The sequence below is a fragment of the Bdellovibrio reynosensis genome (genome assembly GCF_022814725.1).
GTDB classification, from domain to species: Bacteria; Bdellovibrionota; Bdellovibrionia; order Bdellovibrionales; family Bdellovibrionaceae; genus Bdellovibrio; species Bdellovibrio reynosensis.
In genome coordinates this window covers 3,198,419-3,222,002 of the sequence record NZ_CP093442.1, presented here as the reverse complement: position 1 = coordinate 3,222,002, position 23,584 = coordinate 3,198,419, and the positions used below count along the sequence as shown (strand labels likewise).

Genomic DNA, 23,584 nt, shown 5'->3' with positions numbered 1-23,584 from the left:
TGCTGAATCCGAGCTTCGATTTTATCCAGTTGTCATCATGCCGCTAGCAATACCTGTCACGGTTTCTCTTAAAAGAGGAATATTTTTTTCTTCTAAAGCTAAAAGCTGCAGAACATTCAACGGATGAATTAACGGAGATCTTAGTCGGATGCTGGTTTCAAGCCAGGGGCGATACCATAAAAGACTTTGCTTTTGCGATATTTCTTTAACGGCAACCTGGCAGCTTCGGTATTCGTCGTTGAAGCGCTTCATGAATTTCTGAACTTCATCATCCGGAAGTTTTGACGACTTCAGATACATTTCAAAAATATCGAGTTCAATTTTTTCTAGAGTGAAGCCAAGGACTTTGATGTAAGACCGGAATAAAGCCGATTGCTTAAAAAGTTTTTTGTATTGAGTCTTTTCCATTGAAGATAGAGCGCCCCAGAAGGAGCCAACCCCCCACCAACTTGGAAAAAGTGTGCGCGTCTGTGTCCAGCATAATACCCAAGGGATGGCGCGCAGACCTTTTAAGTTTACGGGGCCTTGGCGCTTAGCTGGCCGCGACCCCAGTTTCAAATTTTTCAAATAAGAGTACGGCGTCGCTGCTTCAATAAGGTCTAAGAACTCGGGTTCTTTCAAAATGCTTTGATAGGAATCCTTCACACTCTCAGCTAGGACCGCTAAAAGTTTCGCGTGATTTTCCCTGGCCTTATGTTTTGCTTCATCCCTAGCGACAGTGAAACGTTGCAACTGACGCTCTAAAATTTCTGGCTGAGAATAATTGCGATAGATCATTTCACCTTGCACGGTTACTTTGACGGTGGTTAAAGCTGACTGTGGCCACCATTCAGTTTGTTCTTGAATAGAGCCTCCACCCCGTTCAACACTGCCACCTGATCCATGGAAAAAAATAGGATTTAATCCGTAAGAGGAAATAGTTTTTTCTAATCCATGCAAGGCTGAGAAAATTAAGTAACGCGAGGGCCATGAGCCGTTTTCTTTAGCTGAGTCAGAATAACCCAGCATCACTTCGACGTTTCCCGACCAATATTCCTCTATAAGTTTACGACGAGCAGGAACTTTAAGAAATTCGCTGATGATCGCCACTGAGTTTTGCAGCGAATGGGCACTTTCAAATAGAGGAACTACCGGTAAGCGCGCTATACCCAGGTGTTTTTTTACTAGGGCCATACCTGCCGCGATATCGTCAGCGGATTCCGTTTGGCTTAAGATAAAACCCTTAACATAAAGCCTTGGATCATGTTTCGGAGCAATTGATGATAATAGTTTTAACATCCGCGCTATGGCTAAACGCTTTTTTTGTTTCAATGCTTCATGAACTAATCCACTTTCCTCGCGAATTTCAAGCGGCACCACCAAACCTGGAAACGTATCAATTAGAATGCGCAAATCGATCAGGGTTGCTGAATCAACATTGAATATTTCATGGTAGCTTTCTGTCAGGAATATAAGCTGAGCGCGAACATCATGAACCTTTTGCGCATCTCCGCGCTTAATCGTCTTTAAAGAAGTCAGATCTTTCTTAAGATTTTTTATCTGGGTGTAAAATCGATCTATTTGCTTTTTATTTTGATTTGCAGAGTGCTGCAGAGGCTTTAAATCTAAAAGCAGATGTGCAATACGCTCTTGGAAGTATTTTAAGAAGAACCCCCGGGCCATTTGTAAACTGCCAAGCATGGTTTTTTCATCGACGCCAGGATGACCATCTTTATCTCCGCCGACCCACGTACGAAGATAGAAAGGCTGTTTTGCCTTAATCCTTGAAATCGCAAGATCTAAAATTTCCTTCTGTAAAGCCAGTGTGTAAATATATTCAGCTTCGTCCATGACGGTGGGCTTACGTTGCTTAGACATCGGCAAGCGCCATAACCACTTAAGAATTTCTTCCAGCTGTTGCAGGTCGACGCTAGTTGGATTCTCTAGATGCTTTTCTAAAAGCGTTTGCAGTTTCTTAAAATAATAAATCACATCTGAAGATCGCGATTCCGTTGGATGCGCTGTTAACACATGAACTGTTCGTCCATATTTATGATGAACGTTTATAGCCTCTTCGGGTTCCGCTTCAGATCGTAACCGATAAGTTCGGTAAGCAGCCTCGCACGAATTAATAATCTCAAGCATCAGGGAAAATGAGTGGGCGATTTGAAACCGCTGATCTTCGGTTAAACCTGACATTTCTTCTTTTAAATGCATTAGGCCTGAAACTTTTTGACCTTTTGGGGATTTCACAAAAATTCGAATCCGCTCAATACGTCTGAATTCTTGTACGCCTAGTTCATCACGAATGGTTTTACCAAGTTGTGTGACTGCCCAGTCAACTAACTGAGTCAGCTCTTTAGGAAGTGTCTTTGTCATTCACTAACTATCCGTGAGTGAATAACAAAGAACACCTTATGTTTGTGAAATAACTAACGAAGGATTACTGTGATTTCTTTTGTCGTTGGTAACTGTGTTCCTACATTTGGAACTACTTCGCTAACCACGCCCTGGCCTTGGAACTTTACTTTGATATCTTGGCCACTTACACGGCGAAGGACTTCGCGGGTTGTTAAGTTCATGATATCTGGAACCGTTTCACCTACTGGAACTTCTGTGACTTTATCTAGTTCGTTTGCGGTGATGATGACTTTGTTTTCAACTGGTTTTTCCATTGCAGGTTTCGTCACCGTTGCTACTTTGCGTTTTATCACTGGTTTAGCCTCTTCAGCTAAAGGCAATGGCGCAATTCCTTCTTTACGAACGGCATAAGAAGCAATTCTTGAAAAGATCGGAGCTGCTACTGTCGCACCGTAATAAGCTTTTCTTGGGGTGTCGACCGCAATGTAAATCACAAATCTAGGATCATTTGCCGGAATGAAACCACCAAAACTAGAGATGTAAGCACCTCTTAAATACCCACGACCATTTGGATTTACTTTTTGTGCAGTACCCGTTTTACCACCCACCATAAATCCATCAACGCGAGCATTACCACCTGTACCGATACCCGTCGTTACACCAACAAGCATCGCGCGCATTTGCGCTGCTTGTTCAGCTGATAAAACGCGGCGGATGGGCTTCACTTTTGTTTCTGTTAATTGACCGGTTTCAGCATCGCGGATGGATTGCACGATGTAAGGGGTATTTAAAACACCCCCATTTGCAATGGCCGCAAAAGCGTTGGCCACCTGAAGTGGGGTGGAAGAAATACCGTGACCGAAAGAAATATTACTTAATAAATGCTGACGCCAAGGCAGAGCTTGCACCATTCCGCGGGCTTCACCTGGCAGATCAATTCCATTTTTTTGCCCGAATCCAAAATCTAACAGTCCCTGACGTAAACGGTCTGCACCCATTTTAAAGGCGATTTTCGTTGTGCCTACGTTTGAAGACACCGCAAGGATCTCACTCACTGTCAGGTCTTCAAATTTCTCTTTTGTTTCAGCTTCCCGAATAATTCTGTCGCCGACTTTAAAGCTCCCCTTTTCACAGTAAAACTTCGTGTTGGGTTGAATTAGATTTTCACGAAGAGCTGCTGCGATAACAAAAGTCTTCATAGTTGAGCCTGGTTCGAACGCATCCGTAAGGATTTTATTTCGCCGAAACTCTGCCGGCGTTTTCATGGCTTTATTAACGTCAAACGTAGGCGCTGATGCTAATGCCAAGACGGCCGATGTTTTTGCATCAAGGACTACGCCGACGGCATGATCCGCTTCGAAAGTTGATACCGCATTCGCAAGTTCACTTTCTAAGCGGTATTGCAACTCTGTATCCACGGTCAAACGAAGTTCGCTGCCTTCGGGATTTTCAATAAACATCAGGCCATCATTGATCAATGGTCTGCCGCGCGCATCACGTTTCACAGAAACTTTTTTCTGATTCCCTGCTAATAACTGATTATGAGAAAGCTCTAAACCTTCAAGCCCCTGCCCTTCGCTGCCAAGAAATCCGATGGTCTGCGCCAGCAAAGTTTCGTTTGGATAAACACGGCGCCACTCTTCAACAAAAGAAAGACCGCGAATATCCCAGGATTTGATTTCATCGGCTTTTGCTTGGTCCAACATGCGGTGAATCCAAACAAAACGTCTATGACCATCTTTGATCTTAGCAAAAACAGCTTCAGGCGACTGATTTAAAACCTTCGCTAGTTTTTTAGCGACGGCTTTGCGGTTTTCTAAAAGCTTTGGGTCCGCATACAAAGAATAAGCCGTTGTCGACATCGCCAGGTCACGGCCGGTGCTATCAACAATCGCCCCACGGCGCGCTTGCAAGGTCACTTTGGTTTGGAACTGACGGTTCTGCAAAGAATTCAAACGATCATTCGGAGCAAATTGAAGGTAACCAGCGCGCAGAATAAGCGCCGACCACAGAAATAAAATTCCGACAAAAATAATAACTATACGTGATTTCAATTACAGGTCCTTTTTTGCAACGTTCTTAACTACAGGATCCATGTTCGTAGATACCGGGCCACCCAAATGGATGATCTGATTTGCTTGTACTTTTTTAAGAGTGAACTTCTGCTGAGCCACAGAATCCAACAATTGCGGACGAGTGACTTTTGCTAAAGCAATTTCTTTGACTCTTTTTTCTTCCCACACTTTTTTATGTTCGCGGGTCAGTTTTAAAACACTATAACCCATGCGTCGCTCTTCCATTTGCAGGAAGACGATGGAAAACAAAGTAAAGATAATGACTAAAATACTTAAGAAGGGTTTGAGCTGCTTAAAGCTGTTTGAGTTCATCCTGAACGCTCCTCTCAAAAACCCGTAGTTTCGCTGAACGCGAACGGGAGTTCATGTCACACTCTTCCTGAGTCGGTACAATCACTTTTTTATAAACAGATCTGCCAAAATCCTCCGCGGCGCGGAAGATGTTTTTTACTATGCGGTCTTCTAATGAATGAAAGCTGATGACGGCAAGGCGTCCTCCGGGATTAAGTGCTTTCATCATGGAAGGTAATGCTTCAGCTACGACTTCAAGTTCTGAATTCACAGCCAAGCGTAATGCCATAAAATATTTTGTTGCCGGGTGATGGCCTTTTACCTGCCAACCATCGACTCTTTCGATAAGACCCGCTAGCTGACTGGTAGATTGAAATGCTTTGATTTTGCGATCATGAACAATCGCGCGCACGACACGAGACGGACGATACACTTCGCCGTACTCTTTAAAGATTCGAATGAGTTCATCCTCTGATGCCGTATTTACTAACATCTCAGCCGTCAATCCTTGTTGCTGATTCATTCGCATATCCAGGGGGCCATCGTGATAAAAACTAAAGCCTCGTTCCGCCTGGTCCAACTGCGGGGAACTGACACCTAGATCTAAGAGCATCATATCAAACTTATTTAGATTGTGATCTGAAAACTGCGAGAAATTTCCATGAATTACGTTTAACTGGCCCTGCTCGACTTCGGTCTTGAAGCGCTCTTTTGCAAAATTAACCGCCACTAGATCTTGGTCCATGACAGTGGCTTTCATCTGGGGGATCACAAATTTCATTGCTGAATAGTGACCACCGCGCCCAAAAGTTCCATCAAAATATTTTGGTTCTGGTTTATCACGATACGGATAAAACGCAGCGAGAACTTCTTGAAGCAGAACAGGATAGTGTTCAGGCCAAAACTCGAATGGCAACTCGACCTTTGGCGGGATCACTTCAGTGACGATTTCCACTCTCTCGCCTGATTTTGGTTTATACTTTTTCATCGTCCCTGCCTGTCTTCCATGGAAATCACAGAGTAGAAATGGCATTGCAGACTCTGTGGCCACTTTCAAGCTATGAATAATTTAATTGAGCGTCAAGTCGCTTTGCCTTAGTCTTGAAGTATAGATTTCTTCGAGAATTTATCAGGATGTGAATTTCGATGTTAATTAACTGTCCACGGTGTGGGTTTCAACAACCTAAAGATAAGTACTGTGCCCAATGCGGCGTAGATATGGAGACGTACCGTCCGGCAGCTCCCCCAGCATGGAAAAAGTTTTTTGGTAATCCACTAGTTCAATTGTCATTATTAGCTGTGGTTGCGGGTGGTGTTAGCATCACTCTTTATCAAAAAGGCCAACAAAGTCTTGAACGCCGGGTTTCTTATTTAAAATCCACTGTACAGATAAACCAAGGTGCACAAAATCTTCCGCCGGCTGAAGTCAGTGAATTAGAGGAACTGCCAACAGCAACAGACCAAGCATCTCAAAAACCCGACAGCGATGCCAGTGATGGAACTATCACAGCGACAAAAGTAACTGCCGCTGGATCGCCAACAGCTGATAAATCCGATACTGCTGCACTGTCTGCGGCAGCCACCCCTGGGAAAGAAGGTCGTGCGGTTGCTAAAACCACAGGACCTCGTTTAGTGGTTTATTATGCAGAAGTAGGACGTGGCACTTTAAATCGTATCGTCAACGACAGCCGCTCTACTGGTCAGTACATGAACTTCAATGATTACTCTGCGGGTATTCTGCCGAATATTTCAAGATCCATCACTTCTCCGCAAATTTTGATTCTTCATAAAGAGGAACGCACGGTCGATAACTCTAAAACTTTGCAATGGTCTTATGGTTTAAAAGATCGCCGCGATCCTTCCGTTGAAATTGGTCTAACGACTTTCTTTGAGATCAATGAAATGGAAGGCAACAACCTGCGCGGCAACATGGAGATTCAAAGAACCTGGAGAGAAATGGGTTCATCCGGCGGCTTTGAGATCCAACGCAAATCCTTTCCGGCCATTTTTGAAATCGGCAATGACTCTGGCTTCTTTATGGCGGGAGTGATGCCGACTCAGTCTAATCTTGAAAATGAACAAGAACTCACGGCAATCGATATCTTTAAGATCTTGCGCTCCCCTCGCTTCAGAGACGGAAACAGCGAGTTCGTGATTTTTGTAGAGTTCGCAAAGGGCAACTAACTGCCAAAGGCCACCACCATGGAATTTCAACGGGAGCTTGACCATCGTTATGGTCCGCAAGTTCATATTATCGACAGCCCTTTTTTAAATGGACTGCTAGCGCAACTGTGTTCACCTCAGTGCTTTCAACCCGACGTAAACCGCATTGTTGAAATTCTTTATAATCATCTGATTTCAATTACAGTTAACAACGAATTTGCGATTGAAAAGTTTGAAAGCATCACGCGCATGAATGAATATCATCCTGACGTGAGGCTAAAAACCAGTCGAATCGCGCCAGAACAAAAAGCCGTGACAGTGAATTTAGCCCGTGCGGGAACTTACCCAAGCCACATTTGTTACAACTTTCTTCACTATGCTTTGCCCGCTTTAAATATTCGCCAAGATCATATCTTTTCAGCTCGCGTGACAAACAACAAAGAGGTTGTGACGGGCGCCGAATTTGGCGGCATGAAAATCGGTGGAGACGTTAAGAATGCCCACGTGATTTTTCCTGATCCGATGGGTGCAACTGGTAACACGATGGTTACGGCCGTAAATCATTATAAGACCCATATCGCAGGGCCGGCGCGTAAATTTATCGCCTTAAACTTGATCGTGACGCCAGAGTATTTGAAGAATGTACTTAAAGCCCACCCCGACGTCGTAATCTATGCCTTAAGACTTGACCGAGGACTATCCCCTCAGGCAGTTTTAGATGCAATTCCTGGCCAATTTTGGGATCAGGAACGCGGCTTGAACGATAAGCAATACATCGTCCCAGGCGGCGGCGGATTCGGCGAAATCATGAACAACTCTTTTGTATAAACGTAGACTTATACGAGATTAGGAAACGAAGATGACGAACTTGACCTTGAAACCATACATCACTGAAGAACAAATCCAGGAAAAAGTAAAAGAACTGGGCGCGCTTCTTTCTAAAAAATATAAAAATGAAAAAGTAGTCGCAGTGTGTGTTCTTAAGGGTTCTTTCATGTTCTATTCTGACCTTATCCGCAACATCGAAGCTGACATCACTTGCGAATTCTTCGGTGTGGCTTCTTACCACGGTGGAACTTCATCATCTGGCGAAGTGAAAGTAACTTTGGATCTAGCAAGCCCCGTTGAAAACTGCCACGTTATTCTGGTTGAAGACATCATCGACACAGGCTTAACGATGAATTACTTGAAAAACTCAATCAACTCTCGCAAACCAAAAAGCCTTACAACAATCGCGCTTCTTGAAAAACCAGATGCACTCAAAGTGAAATGCGATATCGACCACGTAGGTTTCAGAATTCCTAACGACTTCGTAGTTGGATACGGCCTTGATTACCAAGGTTACTACCGCAACCTTCCATACATCGCCCAAGTTCAAAACTTCCAATAACGGCGGACGCTGGAGCAGCACCGACATTTAGTGAATAGAAAAGGGAGCTCTAAAAGCTCCCTTTTTTTATTTCTGACGCTGTGTAGACCCAAAAAAGAAGCAGGCACTTTTTGGCGGGTGTTAGGGTTTTAGACAGCGGGATTGGGGTTTAAACCAATAGGTTGTTTGGGGTGCTGGGTATGGGGCTTGCTTTAGGTTTCGATGGAATAAAAACCTAAGGAGCCTTCTATGAAAATCAGCTCGATGTTATTGAGCGGTCTTTGTGCAACTTTGATCCCAGCGATGAGCTTTGCTGGGCAGATTTCTGGAACTATCGGTGTACGCCTGGTTATTACTGCGAACGGCGCTACTTCATCTAGCCTATCTTCAGACCCAGGTGCCTATAGCAATTATCAAAGCATGGCTATTTTAACTAACGCTGCTAACGGCGAAACGGTTGATATCTTGGTCAATGGTCAAAAAGTCGCTTCGGCTATTTCACAAAACGGCACTATCCATGTCGAGATCAGCTGGAAACAAGAAGACGCTGTAAATCTATCTTTCCGCTCTGAAGGTAAGGAACTGCAGGTTCTGCAAACGGCTTACGTGAACGGACAGACCATGGCGCCCAAGATGACTCCACAAACTTATACACAAAAAGTAACGACTGAAAATGCAGACGGTACGACTTCAACTAAGAACGTTGAAGTGCAAACTGTTGTGATCGAGTACTAAAAATAAAAAGGGCTGAATTTCTTCAGCCCTTCTGCCCTATTCCGACGGAGTCGGAGTGAATCAGGCATTGATTATTTCAAATCAAACAATAAAAATTCAGTTTCTTTATTAGCACGGATCTTTAATAGATCCTCTTCTTGAACGGCCAGCCCGTCACCGGATTGCAATGTTTTACCATTCACATCCAATTCACCTTCAGCTAATTGCACCCAAGCTCCACGGCCTGGTCGCATTTTAAATTCCAGGGTTTTACCTGGCTCTAAAACCGAAGCGTACATATCAGCATCCTGATGAATTTTCTGACTGCCATCGCGGCCGTCTTTAGAAACCAAAAGTTTTAACTGATTTAGTTTCTGCTCTTTCGTGAAAGACTGCTGAGTATAACCAGGTTGCACACCCACAGTGTCAGGTTGAATCCAAATTTGGAAAAGGCGTAAGTCTTCATCTGGTGAAGGATTGTATTCACCATGACGAATGCCCGTTCCAGCGTGCATCGTTTGAATTTCACCCGCTGTGATCTGGCCCACGTTACCAAGGCTGTCTTTGTGTTCAACACGGCCCTGTAAAACGTAAGTAATGATTTCCATATCGCGGTGAGGATGCATTGGGAAACCTGAAGCTTTTGCGATCCAATCTTGGTTAATAACTCTTAAATCACGAAATCCCATAAATTTTGGATCGTAATAATCACTGAAAGAGAAACTGTGATGGGATTTCAACCATCCACCAAATTCGGCATAGCCTCTTTCTTCTGATTTTCTTAAGTAAAGCATAATTGTCTCCTTGGGGCTTTGCCCACAGTGCTGATTCAAATTGCACTCGTTGAAGTGAAATCAGTATACAAAACTAGACGATCTAAAAAAATTATAATTTTTTTATTAACATGATCTAATTTTTAGATATACTTAAAAGCGATGACATTAGACCAATTGCAAGTCCTTCAAACTATCGTAAAGTTAGGAAGCTTCAGAGCAGCCTCCCAGGAGTTGCATCGCGCGCAAAGTGCCGTCAGTTATGCCATCAGAACCTTGGAATCCGAGTTAGATTTTAAATTATTCACTCGTGATCAATATCGCCCGCAGCTCACTCCGCAAGGGCGCGCGTTCTTAAAAAAAGCCGACGACCTTATTTTTCAATTAACCGAACTTCAAGAAACAGCAGAGTTTTTAAAACGAGGACATGAACCGATCATTCGCTTAGCCGTCAGCGCACTGTGGCCCCTCCCGTCATTGATCAGTGCCCTGAAGGAATTTAAAACGAAGTTTCCCCACACGGAAATCAAGATCATTCACGACGTTCTTAGTAACGATGAACAACTGTTGGAGGACCATGCCGATATAGCCCTGGGACATATCTTTAACGAACAAAGCCTTCTGGTTGCAGAAGAGCTTTTCACTGTGAATATGGTCGCCGTATGCTCTGCCGATCATCCTTTGGCGAAATTCAAAGGAAAGGCAACCCCGCAAGAGCTGGCAAAACATCCCCAAATCATTATGTCGAGCACAGTGAAAAGTTCCAAACGATCCGCTGCGATTATCAATCCTGATAACGTGATTTCAGTGCAGGATTATTTAACCAAAAAAGAGTTTTTAATAGCCGGCTTAGGCTGGGGAAGAATGCCTGAACATCTTGTTAAAGAGGAAATCAAGAAAAAATCCCTGGTGACGGTGATAAATAAGCCCCATGTCACGACGGTCCACATCGCGCGTCACTCTCAAAAAGAGTTGGGCCCCTGCGGTAAATTCCTTTGGAATTATTTTTCGCATAGACAAAAAAAGGGCGTTAAATAAACTACAACCAGCCACTAGGGTTGGCGAGAAGTAGGCATATGCAAGGCGGAGGATTCTTCGCGCAACGCAGTCAGATGCCTGCTTATCGGCGACCCCTCCCCGATGGAACGAGGTCACCCGTATGAAGCAGTATCACGATTTACTTAAAGACGTCCTTGAAAATGGAATGAAAAAAGAAGACCGCACTGGAACTGGAACTCTTTCCATGTTCGGTTATCAAAGCCGTTACAACCTTGAAGAAGGCTTCCCTCTTTTAACAACTAAAAAACTTCATACGCGTTCTATCTTTCACGAGCTTTTGTGGTTCTTAAAAGGTGACACCAACATCAAATATCTTCACGACAACAAAGTGACGATCTGGGATGAATGGGCCGATGAAAACGGCGATCTAGGCCCGGTGTATGGGAAACAATGGCGCTCGTGGGCTACGGCTGACGGTCGCACCATTGACCAAATCACGAACGTCGTTAATCAAATCAAGAACAATCCAAATTCTCGTCGCTTGCTAGTAGTCGCCTTCAACCCTGGTGACGTAGATAAAATGGCGCTTCCACCTTGCCACGCCTTCTTCCAGTTCTACGTGGCAAACGGAAAACTATCTTGCCAGCTTTATCAAAGAAGCGCGGATATTTTCTTAGGCGTTCCATTTAATATCGCAAGCTATGCGCTTCTTACTCACATGATCGCGCAAGTTTGTGGTCTGGGCGTAGGTGACTTCGTTCATACATTGGGTGATGCTCACTTGTACTTAAATCACTTGGAACAAGCGCAACTGCAATTAAGCCGCGACTTCCGCCCGCTTCCGCAATTGAAACTAAATCCTAACGTTAAAGATCTTTTTGATTTCACTTATGAAGATATCGAAATCGTAGGTTACGATCCGCATCCCGCTATTAAAGCTCCGGTGGCAGTATGATTTTAACCCATGTTGTAGCTTGCTCTGAAAATCGCGTGATTGGCACCCAAGGGGGCCTGCCTTGGAATATTCCAGAGGACATGAAGTTTTTCAAAGAAACTACCAAGGGTCATATTATGATCATGGGTCGCAAGACCTTTGATTCATTTAACGGCAGAGCTCTTCCTAACCGCTACCACATCGTGATCACACGCGATCCAAGCAAACATAGCTTCCCGTCGACGGAATCAAGCCCGGTGGTTTTCGTTTCTTCGATTGAAGAAGCCATAGAACACGCAAAACCATTAACTGCAAAATGGGGCGATGAAGTTTTCATCATCGGTGGCGGTGAAATCTATAAGCAAGCTATGCCTGTCACTGATAAGGTCTATCTAACCCTTATCCACCGCGAGTTTCCGGGTGATACGTATTATCCAGAAATTGACGAAAGCAAGTTTAAACTGACGGAACAGCGTCGAGTTGAGGCGACTATTCCTTTTTCATTTCTTACATACATTCGAAAATAACGTCTAGATTTGAGTCTCAAAATGAGAATCTTCAAAATAGCTCTCTACGTAGAGCTATTTTTCTCCGAGAATAAATTATCGCATTTATTTTTGGAGACCCGATGTCAGCCGCTAAACGCTTTCTAACAAGAGAAACTGCCCAGATTGAAGTGTACGGCCACGTGGGTTTGTTAGTTGCCAGCCTTAGAAACCTGTCAGAGACCGGGGCCTTCCTTGAAGTTGCCAAAGGTGATTACGTTCCTAAAAAAGGCGATCTTTTAAATATGACTGTGAATTTAGACACATTAGATCGCATCCATAACGTCGCTGCAGAAGTCGTCTGGAGCAAGGGTATGGGTCTTGGCATCTGTTTCATCAACAGAGACCAAGTTCTAGAAAGAATGATGGCCAAAAGTAGCTCCTTCTAATACAATGTCTGCAGCAAATGCAGGTAGAATCAAATATCTCTCTTAATTCTTATAATACCCTTGGACTGCGCTCTGAAGCTGAGCTCTTTACCGAACTGCATTCGCCTGAAGATCTGCAAAAACTTATCAATGACACTTCTATCAGAAAACTGCCATGGAACATCCTTGGTGGAGGCAGCAATCTTGTTCTTCCTTCTTTAGTGCGTGGACTGGTTTTAAAAGTCGCTAACACTGGCCATGAAGTTTTAGGTGACGATAAAGATTATTGGTTTGTGAAAGTGCAAGCCGGTGAAGTTTGGAATGATTTCGTTCAAGGCACTTTGCAAAAAGGTATCTACGGATTAGAAAATCTGTCTTTGATTCCAGGAACTGCCGGAGCCTCCCCGATTCAAAACATCGGCGCTTACGGAGTCGAAGTTAAAGACAGCATTTTTGAAGTTCACTGCCTTGATTTAAAAACCGGCGAAGAAAAAGTATTTAGCAATAAAGAATGCCGTTTTGCTTACCGTGATAGCTTCTTTAAACAGGAAGGTGCCGGTCGTTACCTAGTTTGGGATGTGACCTTCAGACTTCCTAAGAACAACGTTATGCACCTTGAATATGGCGATATCCGTAAAGAGCTAGAGCGCTTGGGTTTAAGTAATGAGCCCCGCCACATCGCCAATGCCGTAATTAACATTCGCCAAAGCAAACTTCCAGATCCAAGAGTCATCGGGAATGCTGGAAGCTTCTTTAAAAATCCCATTGTGCCAAAGTCCACTCGCGACGCTTTGTTAGAGCGCCACACGGACCTTGTCAGCTTTCCCTACCAAACCGAGCACTTTAAACTTGCCGCTGGCTGGTTGATTGATCGCGCGGGTTGGAAAGGCAAGATGCTGGGCCCTGTGGGCATGTATGAAAAGCAAGCACTCGTATTAGTAAACCATGGCGGCGCTTCTGCTGATGATGTTTGGAAGCTTGCTAACCAAGTTACCACCGACGTGAAATCCATATTCGGCGTCGAAATCGAACCAGAACCAATTCGCTGGTAGAAGGTCTAGTTCCAAGACTAAAGACTGTACCTTAACAATAAACAAAGCCCACAATAAGATTTGGAATTGTCCCCACCAAATGACAATTCAAATCCCAAGGAGGGCGTTTGTGAAATTAACCATGATGGTTACCGCAGTCTTTATTTTTCTAAGCCTTAGCTTTTTCCCTTTCCAAGAAGCGCACACAGTATCAAGCACCCAATACTGGATGAAGATTCGCGCCACTGATGCTTTTCAAAGAACGCTGGTTGCAAACACGGGCGCATCGATTGAAGCCACCCGCGAAGACTTTGTTGTCGCGATTGGTACCTTAGAAGAAAAAGCCGCTATCGAAAAAATGGGACTGCTTGAAGTCAGTTTTCCGTTAACTAGTGAAATGGACTTCCCTGCTAAGGACGCCATTTATCACAACTACGCTGAAATGACGGATAAGTTGAACAAGCTTGTTTCAAATCATTCCGATATCGCGGAATTATCATCCATCGGCAAATCCATTGAAGGTCGCGAAATTTGGGCCGTAAGAATTTCAGGAAACTTAAGCCAAGCAGAAACTTTACCGGCGGCGATTTTCATGGGTGGTCATCACGCCCGTGAACATTTATCGGTAGAACTTCCTTTATATTACATCGAATATTTTTTAACAGAATATAAGAACGGCAACCCCCGCATCCAACGTTTGATCAACGGTCGCGACATTCACATCATCCCAATGGTAAATCCTGATGGTGCAGAATTCGACATCTCGACCGGTTCTTATAAAGCATGGAGAAAAAATCGCGCGATCAACGGCGACGGAACCCAAGGTGTGGATTTAAATCGTAACTATGGTTTTAAATGGGGCACGGGCGGATCCAGCAGCAGCGGAAGCAGTGACACATTCAAAGGACCCCACCCCTTCAGTGAACCTGAAACCCAAGCGATCAAAAGATATATCGAAGCCCACGAAAATATCACTGTGCTTTTATCGTTTCACACTTTCTCTCAGTTGATCCTTTATCCATGGGGACATGCTAACTCAGGAATTCCCATAGCACGCGATCGCCAGGTGCACGAAGTGATGGCAAAGAAGATGGCTGAATGGAATGGGTATAAACCCCAACAAGCTTCTCAGCTTTATATCGCTAGTGGCGATACGACAGATTGGGCTTATGGTGAACACAAGATTATTGCCTTCACCTTTGAGCTTGATCCAGGCAGTTCTGGATTTGGGCCCGGTGGCTTTTACCCGGGAAGTGGAATCATTCCTGAAGTCCAAAGAAAAAATCTGGAGCCCGTTTTGTATTTGATTGAATACGCGGATAATCCTTACCGCTCTTTAGAAGCTGGTGGCGGCCCCATCTTTAAACCTTAAAAATCCTATGAAGCTGACGAAAGACCTTCGTCAGCTTTTTTCTTAATACGCATTTGCTACCTGATTGCAAATCGACACCTGATTAATCATCGCCATATAAAAAAGAATCACAGATCGATCCGTCGGCGAAAAATACTTCTTCAATGAACCGTTTGAATTCACCATTCCGTACAAATAGGTATTCACAAATCGATAGACCGCAGGAGTAATGCGCATATCCGTTCTGCATGCCACATTCTTATAAAAAACGGAAATAGCCACGGAACCGCCATCCCATCCATGATCGCTATCCTTACCACTAATTAAAATGGTGTCGCTTTTTCCGCGATTACGTTCGCCATAGGCGACCTGAAAAGAAATGCTCCAAGCATTGCCTTCAAAATCAGCCCCTACAATTTTACAAAGATTTTTAAAGCAGGCGACAATTAGTTCTTCTTGAACTTTGCGCTGAAAATCCGGATCATCTTCCGTCTTGATTGCGTTTGCAGCCCATGAAAATGAAGCAAAACAAAATAGCAGCAGACAAAGAGCCGTTAAAAATCTTTTCGCTGCCATTGGAACACTCCATTTCCATGTGTTAGTTGACCTACCTAAAATTTGTATTCGATAAAAAACGGTTAAATAAGTTATGAGCGTTTAATGAATGTCTTTTAATCGGTAAAAATTTAAAAATTACATCGGCTCACAGAATCATGAAGCTCCACGATGAGTGACAGAATTTGAAGGGTGTCTTAAAGTTTTTCACCGACCGATCAATTAGAACAACCAGAGTGGCTTTTCATGTTGTGCCCTGGAATTGCAATGATCGGCGCAGATGATTCAGGTGAGGATGTCGGTGCAAAAATTCAAGTTTATCTTAATCGCAGCTTTCTTGTTCATGCACTTACCGTTTTTAAGTGAAGCTCAGCCGTTATGTGCTGTTTCTAAAAACTCGAACCTTGCCATCGATCAAAGAGATGACCAGCGTTTGAAATGTCTAAAATCTAAGAAGTCGACAATCAAAGTAGCCCAATGCTTGGAGGCTGCGAAAACCATGGAGTATTCAACGAACGCCGAAGAGGCCCGTTTACTTTGCCTGTATGACCTTCGCCAACAGCCTTCAAAGAAAGAATGCCTGCAAATCGTGAAAAATATGGAGTACCCAGATTCTGGCGACGAAGTTCGCTGGGAATGCCTCCGCCGCTTTTCAAATTCCCTTAAGCCCGCTGAATGCCGTCAATTAGCTTCGGGAATGGCTTATCCTGCAAATGGAGACCGCGCTAAGCAATTTTGCGAGCAATAGCTCGGATTTTCATTCCGAGCATCCATCCGTCGCATGGCCTCCCATATTACAAACATTACAAGTTTGTAAAAATCCAGACTTGCCCTTGTGTCCAATGCTCCTTATTCTGTCCCTATCAATTTTGTAATGTTGTAGATCGTGAGTAGAAATAATGAGCGTAATTGAAGAAAAAGAAAAAACGAAAAAAACTAAGATTATTGTGAAAGCTCCTACACAAGAGCGTTCCCGCCAAACGGTAGCTACCATCTTAGAAGCTTGCTCTCGCCTTTTAGTTTCTGAGGGCTTTTATTCCATCACTACCGATAAGATCGCTAAAGAAGCTGGCGTCAGCATCGGTTCGCTTTACCAATTCTTCGGTAACAAAGAATCTGTGGTTCAAGCGGTCGTAAAAAATGTCCTTGAAGAAGATAAACGCATCATCAGCGAAAGAATGCGTACAATCTCCCCGCTTCCTCCTGAACAAAGAATGAAAGCTATTTTTGAGTTGGCTGTTGAAGTCGTGCGCAGAAATTCAGAACTTCGTTCGAAGCTTTCAACGATTCAGTACTACGTTGCTGAAGCTTCCTATGTTTCAGACATGATCCAATTCTTCCAAGAAATCATCCGTTACAATTTGCCGCAACTTCCAGGTCGCGACATGGATAAGGTTTCTTACGTTATCGTGAATGCCTTCATCGGTATGATCAATACAATGTCTTTAGATAGACCTGATTACATCCACGATTCCCACATCACAGCAGAAATGGCACAACTGTTCCACCGCTACGTGGACATGACTGTTGCTCAACCAGCAATGCCAGCTTCGGCATCGATGAATCGCCCAAAGGGTGACTTCATCTAATTCTGAAATCTGATTTTAGAATAAAAAAAGGGAGCTTTCTAAGCTCCCTTTTTTATTTTCCGCTTTCGTTCTGAATATTAGCGGGTTTTCTTTTCTTCCATCGCTATAGAGCGATCTCTTCTAGCTAACGAAATCAAAGCCACATTGTATTTGTCTTTAGGAACGGCAATCACAGTCGAAGCTGGGATTGGATGCCCTTTGCGAGCTTTTTGCGTTAAGTGCGGATTAAAGATTTGCGCTTTCAAATCATTACCATCAAACCAAGCCAGGATGTCTTTGTAACGAACTGGCACTGGAAGTTTCAAATCTTGTGCTTCCAAAGGTTTTGACCAAACTACTGAACCAAAATATTTAGACGCATTTCTTTCAACTTCTAAAGCCGCTAGGAAACATGCATAGAAGTTTCTTGAAGCAAACCCGAAGCTTTTGCGAGAGCTGACGTTTTTAATAAGCTCAGGAAGTTCGCGAGTTTCATAGGACTTCGTCATTTTATAAACGCCCGTCGGTCCGTGATTATAACCGGTTACAGCTAAAGGCCATGAATCAAGCATGCCATAGTTGCTGCGCAGAAGTTTTGCCGCAAACTTAGTCGCTTCCATCGGGTGATTACGTTTATCCACCACTGATGAAATCATTTTATAAGGTCTTGCTGTGTAAGGCATGATTTGCCAAAGACCGCTTGCGCCCACTTTAGAGCGAGCCATCACGTTAAATGAACTTTCAACAAATGCCAAACGAGTCAACTCGATCGGAAGTTTGGCATCTTTAAAGATTTTTTCCATGTCTTCGATATAGCGACCAGAATAAAAGATCGCATCCATCATCTTGTCTTTTTGCCCAAGTTGAAAACGAAGACGGTCTTTTTCTTCTTGAGTTGAAAGACGAGCGGCGATGACTTTTTTAGCTTCATCGACTTTCTTCTGTTTTTCGCGTTCTGATTTAAGGCCTTTAAGATCAACGACCTCATACACGATATCAACGTTTTCAGAATCGTGGATCACGCCCTGCTCTGTCGAATATTTGCTATAAATATCAACCCAGAACTGAACTTGTTTTTCCATTCCTTTCGGAGTGGCAAAAACAGTGTCGGAATATCCTAAAGCATTGCTTTGTGATGAAAAGCTTGGCGCTCTCCACGGACGAATCTCTTCAGGTGAACGACCCAAAACGTGGGGAACTACCTGATCTGAGATATCTGTTTGGTTAGCAAATGCTACTTGAGAGGATAAAACTACAACGTATAATAAAGAGACACACAGCTTGTTCATCAAACGTCCACCTTCCTGGTTCCCATCGGATTATTTTACTAGATAGATAAGTAGATTGTCGAAAAACGCGCGAATCTTTGTTTCATCTGTAGACCCATTGTAAACAAAAGAAAAGGTCACAACTCGCCCGTCTCCAAGACCAGCATATCCGGCCAGGGACACTACATTATTTAAATATCCAGTTTTGGCACGAACCCAACGTTCTGCTGGGGAATTCTTCATGCGTTTTTTAAGCGTGCCATCAACGCCCGCGATGGGCAAGGAAGTCAGGAATTCAGGCTGCACGCGTAAATCTAAACGCAAATGCTGCAGCACTTTCCACATAGCATAGGAAGACATTTTATTTTCGCGCGACAAGCCCGAAGGCGATTGCAATTGATATTGCTCAGATGGGATCCCTAAACTTTGCATATGCTCATTAATAATCTGCATCCCGTCTGCCAAAGTTGCACCCTTTGTCTTTTTCACCGCTCCCAGGTTCTTAGTCAGCATTTCAGCGACAAAGTTGTTTGAAAACTTATTCATGTCGGCGACAACGTGTTCAACGGCTTTGCTTTCCGATTCCGCTAAAACATCGGCCTTCTCTGGTGTGACACCGTTTTTAATTGTTCCGGTGAATTCAATTCCTCGTTGTTGCAAAAAAGATTTCAGATTGTAGCCGGACCAAAGATCAGGCTGCGTGATGTTTTTAAATACCACGATCTCTTTGGCACCTTTGCCAATCGAGCCACCCACTAAAATAACGTCACCATTTTTTTCGTCTTCGCGATCCGCCAAAAGATTATTCGCGTTTCCACCAACGGTTTTGGCTTTGTTCACCAAACGGATGTATTCGTTTTGTGGATCAATGAAAACTTCCGCTGTACCGCTGTCTGTTGGGCGCACAAAAATATTTACGGAGTTCCAGTTAAAGCTCATCGCACCAACCGGGGCATCGTAAGCACGATCCACACGTTCTTTTTGACGACTTAGATCAAAACGGATTTTATCGAAAAGTGAATCATCAACAACGATATCACCTTCAATTTTTTTGATTTTGTTGCGCGTGAATGAATTCACCAAATACCAAAGATTTTCGGAAACAAAAGATGGGTCACCGCCACCTTTTAAATATAGATTTCCCTTAAGTACGCCGTTTTTAGGGTCAGTATCACCTAACAACTGAGTCTTAAATTTATAACCCGGAGGAAAATGTGCAAGCACCGCAGAAGCGGTCGCGATCTTCGTGATCGACGCAGGGATCATCACTTTATTGCCATTCACATCTAAAAGCTTTTTTGCATCGGGTCCGTCACCTAAGGTTGCATAAATACCGACATCTTGAATATTGACGCCATATTTTTTTGCAAGGCTTTGCAGTTCTTTTTGGATGTCAGCAAACTTATCTGTTTTATCAAAAGATTTTGAATCTTGCGTGGGAGCTGTTAGTGGCTGGGCGTGAGTTGATAGAGTGAAAAACAAGAGAGAAACAATCGCGAAAGTGGTCTTCACTTAAAACTCCGTTTTGCTAAGTGGTCTAGGCGGTCTGGCCGTCGAGGTTCAGATAATATTAGCCAGTGAATTTTTTCTTCGCAAGACGCGAACTGCATTGTTAGACTGAAGTTCATGAAAAAACGCGAATGGTTAATAGTGATCCTGCCCCTTCTTGCAACTTGGTCAATAGACCGTATTACAAAGCTTTGGGCGACGGACATCACTCAGCTTAAATCTTTTGGTCCACTGCACTTTGTTCTGCATCACAACCATGGCGCGATGTTGGGTCTGTTTTCTGATTTACCCACGGTCCTGCGAGTAGTTTCACTTTCAACTGGTGGCGCGTTCTTACTTTGTACTTACGCTTTGATTCAATACCTCTTACCAATTAAATCCCTGACGTTACGAAGTGGACTGTCGATTTTAATTGGCGGCATCATCGGGAATGTGACGGATCGTATTGTTTGGGGCTACGTTGTTGATTTTATCGTGATTGGAACTCCGTCGCTATCAAGTCCAGCCTTCAACCTAGCCGATGCCCTGCAATGGGTGGGATATGGTTTGATCGTTTACGCGATCATTCGTGAAGGTGAATTACTGTGGCCGGAAAACAACTTCCGCAAAAAGTACTGGGTGAACCTGCCGTTTCAGATCAAGTACTGCTTAATGTTGATGGCGGTTGGTTTAAGCCTGACTTTGATCAGTCTGGTTTTTTCGTACACTTATATGCGTGTGACGATCCAGGAACTAGTCGGTAACAACATCTTTTTAATGAATAAGTTTTTAGTGCCTTACGTGATCACCTTTGTGATTATCTGTGTCGCATTCTGTGCGATTCTTTTTGCTGTAGGCCGAGTGATTTCCCACCGTATTGCAGGACCACTTTATGCCTTTGAAAGATATTTGAAAGATGCCTTAGATGGTAACGGGGCTGCGTCTTTAAAACTTCGCCAAGGTGATGAATTTAAACATCTTGAAGAATTAGCAGAAGAAGTAAATCGTCGCCTAGTGCAAATTAAAAAAGAGCGCACCGTGAACGTGATCGAATATAAAGAAGAACAAGACTAGTAAACGACTTCTACTTCGCCAATGCGGTTTAGATAATAGCGCTTGGCGACTTTTTCCTGATGACAGAAGGCTTGCAGATAATCCCCGTCTGGATTTCTAACAATGCCAATTGGCGTGATTCTGCGAGTTTCACCTTTTTTAGATCCCCCGCTATAAATCATGTCGATGTCTTTTTTAGAGTAAATCGCCGTTTTTAGATTTGAAAAACGCGTGTCGTTTAAGGCTAATAACGAATAATCTTTCCACCACAAACTCTTACCTTGGCTTTTAATCGCCTGGGACAAAGTCATCTCTGCACCCATTTTTTCAAAGCACGCTTGCGCTACAAACAGACAAGATTTTGCGTCATCATAGGCACGGTGCGCTTGGCCGCCGTCTAAGTTCAAATGTTTCACCAAAGTTTGCAGCTTGTGATTTTCTACTCCATGAATCCATTTGCGCGAAAGAAGACTTGTGCAAAGAGCGGGTTCAGTCGGTAAAGGCAGGATTGCTTTTTCAAATTCAGCGGCAATAAATCCTAAATCAAATGGAGCATGGTGGGCCATGACGATGGCACCTTTAAAGAACTCATGAACTTCGCGGATTTTTTCTGCCATAGTAGGTGCATCGACCACCATTTCGTTAGTGATACCATGGATGCCGATAATGAACTCAGTCATCATCTCGCGGGGTTTTAACAAAAACTGCAGACGCCCTACCTCTTGACCCTTATGCCATTTCACCGCGCCGAACTCGACCACATCGTATCCCACCGGATAAGCTCCGCTAGTTTCGGTATCAAATGCGACATATGTATATTCGTTTAATGGCAGATCAAGATTCATTCAGGCACCTTATCCCGAACTGGGCTTTTGGTCCAGTTCGATGGCAGATTGCCTTGTGAATTCTTTGTTTTTCTAAAAATATTGCTTCACAATGAAGCGAACTATCTATGCGAATACTCCTTGTTTTTATCATTATTCTGGCAGGTCATTGTAAATCCTTTGCAGCAGAGGGCGGCGGAAGAACGCCCACATTTGCACTTGAAGGTGATGTCACCCTGACTTCCCATTATGTGGAATACGGGCTTTCGCATTCAGATAATTCCCCGGCTTTACAAGGGTCCTTTTGGTTTAACTTTGGTTCCCAGTTCCGTTTAGGTCTTTGGGGTTCCAACACTAACTTTGAAAACAGTGATGATCATTTCAACTTGCGCGGAAATGCGGAAATCAAAGTGGATTTCACGCCAAATTCGCATGCGATCATTCATTATAGCCAAAACACTTATTATAATGGCGGCGACCATAATGGAAATATCTTAGGGCTGCATTTGCATTTCTGGGACTTCCGCGTTCTTTATGAAAATAATAGTAACTGGGAAGCGACTGATGATGCTTCCACTCGTTTTGCGATGGGTAAACTTTCAACGGTGATGGGTAATTGGCGCTGGAACAATGAAGCTGGTTACAACATGCCTGAAAACGAAGCTTACAACGCTTATTTCGATGTGCGCACAGGATTAGGAAGAAAAGTGGGAGTGATCTTTGTTGAAGGAGCCCTCACTGGAACCAGCGAGAGCTCTCAATTTCACGGAGCCGGCGACTTCTTTTTTATTCTGACTGCGTCGACGGATCTTTAATTCCGGTCGCTTCTTTTAATTCTTCGTCCACTTGTTTTTTCAAATCTTTCGCAGGAGCTTTCGCCGCCTCTGCCGCTTTTTTGCGGTTGCTGATTTGATGAACGAAGTTGTCGTAAACGGACATATCCACTTTTGAAGGACCAAACAAAGTATCTAGCTTACGTGGCTTACGGCCATCGGAAGTAATTTCTTTTTGCATGATCTTCACACGGATGAAACCAACAAGTTTTGCTGGATCCACTTCACCGCGTTTTTCCTTCACGTTAATACCGCCCACAACTGTGACCGTATTGTTTTCAAGGGAAGCTAAAACTTTATTGCGGATCATATCAAAGCGCTCTGAAGCTACTTTGTTTGCAGACATCACACTGCCATCAGGAACTGCTTGAATGAAAAGTCCTGACGTGATTTTGATGTCAGCATCTTTTAAACCCACAGTGACACCCTTGATCTTATCCATCACTCCGACGAAGTTTTCATTCGGTGTTGATGTGCCTCTTTCAAAAAGCATGTAATCAGGGATATCAAAGTCATAACCTTCCGGGGTCACCACCACGTTTTTCGCCACATCACTCATTTGATCTGCCAAATAAGCTGCGACTACCTTTGTGGAACCTGAATCCAAAAGATTTGGAGTTTTATCAATCGGCTCCATGAAACTTTGGAAGGCTTTTAATGGCTCATTTAAGATATCCAAGAAAAGTTTTTCTAAAGTTAACTCTGCACCGAAGTTTTGAAAGTTATATTCAATGATCGACGGCGTAGAGAAGTAATCCGAAACCGCTTTTTTGGTTTCTTCGGATTGACCCAAAAGCCACATAACCAGGAAGAAGGCCATCAAGGCCGTCATGAAGTCGGCCAATGCCACCTTCCACGATCCCCCGTGGCCACCACCGCCAGCGACGGTGATTTTTTTGATTACAATGGTCTGTCCTTTATTCGCCATCTTTCCTACCCGGTCGTCAATAAAGGCTCAGCTGACTGCGTTGTGCGGTTCTTTCCTCCGCCCTGCATCTGAACCTTTCTTGCCAACCTCCCCCGTGTTAAATTGGGAAATTAT

At 43.7% G+C, this 23,584-nt stretch carries 24 protein-coding genes; 14 read left to right on the top strand and 10 right to left on the bottom strand.

Annotated elements, in window-relative coordinates; all coding sequences use genetic code 11:
• Positions 1-21: 21 nt before the first annotated feature.
• From MNR06_RS15115 to rsmH, 4 genes are read right to left on the bottom strand one after another with little or no spacing between them, the layout of a single operon-like run.
• Entirely contained in the window at positions 22-2,358 is a 2,337-nt protein-coding gene (locus tag MNR06_RS15115) for a phosphoenolpyruvate carboxylase (protein WP_243537264.1), read from the bottom strand.
• 53 nt (positions 2,359-2,411) lie between these two features.
• Positions 2,412-4,394, bottom strand: a complete 1,983-nt coding sequence (locus MNR06_RS15110) for a penicillin-binding transpeptidase domain-containing protein (RefSeq protein ID WP_243537263.1) — start codon at positions 4,392-4,394, stop codon at positions 2,412-2,414.
• Positions 4,395-4,727, bottom strand: a complete 333-nt coding sequence (locus MNR06_RS15105; RefSeq protein WP_243537261.1) for a histidine kinase — start codon at positions 4,725-4,727, stop codon at positions 4,395-4,397. It abuts the gene before it with no gap.
• Complete coding sequence (gene rsmH, locus MNR06_RS15100) at positions 4,708-5,694, bottom strand: 16S rRNA (cytosine(1402)-N(4))-methyltransferase RsmH (protein ID WP_243537259.1); 987 nt, start codon at positions 5,692-5,694, stop codon at positions 4,708-4,710. The genes MNR06_RS15105 and rsmH overlap by 20 nt, the downstream gene beginning before the upstream one ends.
• 230 nt (positions 5,695-5,924) lie before the next feature.
• Between rsmH and MNR06_RS15095 the strand changes: the two genes are divergently transcribed.
• From MNR06_RS15095 to MNR06_RS15080, 4 genes are all read left to right on the top strand, one after another.
• A complete protein-coding gene (locus MNR06_RS15095) occupies positions 5,925-6,890 on the top strand; it encodes a hypothetical protein (protein ID WP_243537258.1) in 966 nt (321 codons plus the stop codon).
• An 18-nt stretch (positions 6,891-6,908) separates the two neighbouring features.
• Entirely contained in the window at positions 6,909-7,697 is a 789-nt protein-coding gene (locus MNR06_RS15090; protein WP_243537256.1) for a uracil phosphoribosyltransferase, read from the top strand.
• A 31-nt stretch (positions 7,698-7,728) separates the two neighbouring features.
• The gene (hpt, locus tag MNR06_RS15085) at positions 7,729-8,259 is read left to right on the top strand and encodes a hypoxanthine phosphoribosyltransferase (RefSeq protein WP_243537254.1); all 531 of its coding nucleotides are present in this window, start codon (positions 7,729-7,731) and stop codon (positions 8,257-8,259) included.
• A 228-nt stretch (positions 8,260-8,487) separates the two neighbouring features.
• Complete coding sequence (locus MNR06_RS15080) at positions 8,488-8,973, top strand: hypothetical protein (protein ID WP_243537253.1); 486 nt, start codon at positions 8,488-8,490, stop codon at positions 8,971-8,973.
• 71 nt (positions 8,974-9,044) lie between these two features.
• Here MNR06_RS15080 and MNR06_RS15075 read toward each other — a convergent pair whose 3' ends face one another.
• Positions 9,045-9,746, bottom strand: a complete 702-nt coding sequence (locus MNR06_RS15075; protein WP_243537252.1) for a pirin family protein — start codon at positions 9,744-9,746, stop codon at positions 9,045-9,047.
• A 141-nt stretch (positions 9,747-9,887) separates the two neighbouring features.
• Between MNR06_RS15075 and MNR06_RS15070 the strand changes: the two genes are divergently transcribed.
• The 6 genes from MNR06_RS15070 to MNR06_RS15045 all read left to right on the top strand — a co-directional run bounded on the left by MNR06_RS15070 (position 9,888) and on the right by MNR06_RS15045 (position 14,974).
• The gene (locus MNR06_RS15070; protein ID WP_243537251.1) at positions 9,888-10,763 is read left to right on the top strand and encodes a LysR family transcriptional regulator; all 876 of its coding nucleotides are present in this window, start codon (positions 9,888-9,890) and stop codon (positions 10,761-10,763) included.
• Positions 10,764-10,884: 121 nt separating this feature from the next.
• Entirely contained in the window at positions 10,885-11,679 is a 795-nt protein-coding gene (locus tag MNR06_RS15065; protein WP_243537250.1) for a thymidylate synthase, read from the top strand.
• Positions 11,676-12,185: a dihydrofolate reductase gene (locus tag MNR06_RS15060; RefSeq protein WP_243537249.1), complete on the top strand. Its 510-nt coding sequence runs from the start codon at positions 11,676-11,678 to the stop codon at positions 12,183-12,185. Before MNR06_RS15065 ends, MNR06_RS15060 begins: the two co-directional genes overlap by 4 nt.
• 101 nt (positions 12,186-12,286) lie before the next feature.
• Positions 12,287-12,592, top strand: coding sequence for a PilZ domain-containing protein (locus MNR06_RS15055; protein ID WP_243537248.1), 306 nt, complete (start codon positions 12,287-12,289; stop codon positions 12,590-12,592).
• 17 nt (positions 12,593-12,609) lie between these two features.
• Complete coding sequence (gene murB, locus MNR06_RS15050; RefSeq protein ID WP_243537247.1) at positions 12,610-13,623, top strand: UDP-N-acetylmuramate dehydrogenase; 1,014 nt, start codon at positions 12,610-12,612, stop codon at positions 13,621-13,623.
• Positions 13,624-13,732: 109 nt separating this feature from the next.
• Positions 13,733-14,974: a M14 family metallopeptidase gene (locus MNR06_RS15045; RefSeq protein ID WP_243537246.1), complete on the top strand. Its 1,242-nt coding sequence runs from the start codon at positions 13,733-13,735 to the stop codon at positions 14,972-14,974.
• Positions 14,975-15,016: 42 nt separating this feature from the next.
• Here MNR06_RS15045 and MNR06_RS15040 read toward each other — a convergent pair whose 3' ends face one another.
• On the bottom strand, positions 15,017-15,529 hold the full coding sequence (locus tag MNR06_RS15040; protein ID WP_243537244.1) for a protease: 513 nt from the start codon (positions 15,527-15,529) through the stop codon (positions 15,017-15,019).
• 274 nt (positions 15,530-15,803) lie between these two features.
• Here MNR06_RS15040 and MNR06_RS15035 point away from each other — a divergent pair, with 274 nt between their 5' ends.
• Together MNR06_RS15035 and MNR06_RS15030 are read left to right on the top strand one after the other, a co-directional pair.
• Positions 15,804-16,256 carry a hypothetical protein gene (locus tag MNR06_RS15035; protein ID WP_407933226.1) on the top strand — a complete coding sequence of 151 codons (453 nt, stop codon included), beginning with the start codon at positions 15,804-15,806 and terminating at the stop codon, positions 16,254-16,256.
• 151 nt (positions 16,257-16,407) lie between these two features.
• Entirely contained in the window at positions 16,408-17,097 is a 690-nt protein-coding gene (locus MNR06_RS15030) for a TetR/AcrR family transcriptional regulator (RefSeq protein ID WP_243537240.1), read from the top strand.
• A gap of 77 nt (positions 17,098-17,174) precedes the next feature.
• Here MNR06_RS15030 and MNR06_RS15025 read toward each other — a convergent pair whose 3' ends face one another.
• A complete protein-coding gene (locus MNR06_RS15025; RefSeq protein WP_243540792.1) occupies positions 17,175-18,365 on the bottom strand; it encodes a lytic transglycosylase domain-containing protein in 1,191 nt (396 codons plus the stop codon).
• A gap of 30 nt (positions 18,366-18,395) precedes the next feature.
• Positions 18,396-19,856, bottom strand: coding sequence for a D-alanyl-D-alanine carboxypeptidase/D-alanyl-D-alanine endopeptidase (dacB, locus tag MNR06_RS15020; protein WP_243537238.1), 1,461 nt, complete (start codon positions 19,854-19,856; stop codon positions 18,396-18,398).
• A 114-nt stretch (positions 19,857-19,970) separates the two neighbouring features.
• Here dacB and MNR06_RS15015 point away from each other — a divergent pair, with 114 nt between their 5' ends.
• Positions 19,971-20,906: a signal peptidase II gene (locus MNR06_RS15015; protein ID WP_243537236.1), complete on the top strand. Its 936-nt coding sequence runs from the start codon at positions 19,971-19,973 to the stop codon at positions 20,904-20,906.
• Here MNR06_RS15015 and MNR06_RS15010 read toward each other — a convergent pair.
• The gene (locus MNR06_RS15010) at positions 20,903-21,730 is read right to left on the bottom strand and encodes an exonuclease domain-containing protein (protein ID WP_243537235.1); all 828 of its coding nucleotides are present in this window, start codon (positions 21,728-21,730) and stop codon (positions 20,903-20,905) included. The two genes, MNR06_RS15015 and MNR06_RS15010, sit on opposite strands and share 4 nt — an antisense overlap.
• A 107-nt stretch (positions 21,731-21,837) precedes the next feature.
• On the opposite strand from MNR06_RS15010, the gene MNR06_RS15005 reads away from it, so the two are divergent.
• Positions 21,838-22,524 (top strand): TorF family putative porin, encoded by a 687-nt coding sequence (locus MNR06_RS15005; protein ID WP_243537234.1) that lies wholly within the window; start codon positions 21,838-21,840, stop codon positions 22,522-22,524.
• Here the strand turns inward: MNR06_RS15005 and MNR06_RS15000 are convergent.
• The gene (locus tag MNR06_RS15000; RefSeq protein ID WP_243537233.1) at positions 22,496-23,470 is read right to left on the bottom strand and encodes a flagellar motor protein MotB; all 975 of its coding nucleotides are present in this window, start codon (positions 23,468-23,470) and stop codon (positions 22,496-22,498) included. The two genes, MNR06_RS15005 and MNR06_RS15000, sit on opposite strands and share 29 nt — an antisense overlap.
• Between the last annotated feature and the right edge of the window lie 114 nt (positions 23,471-23,584).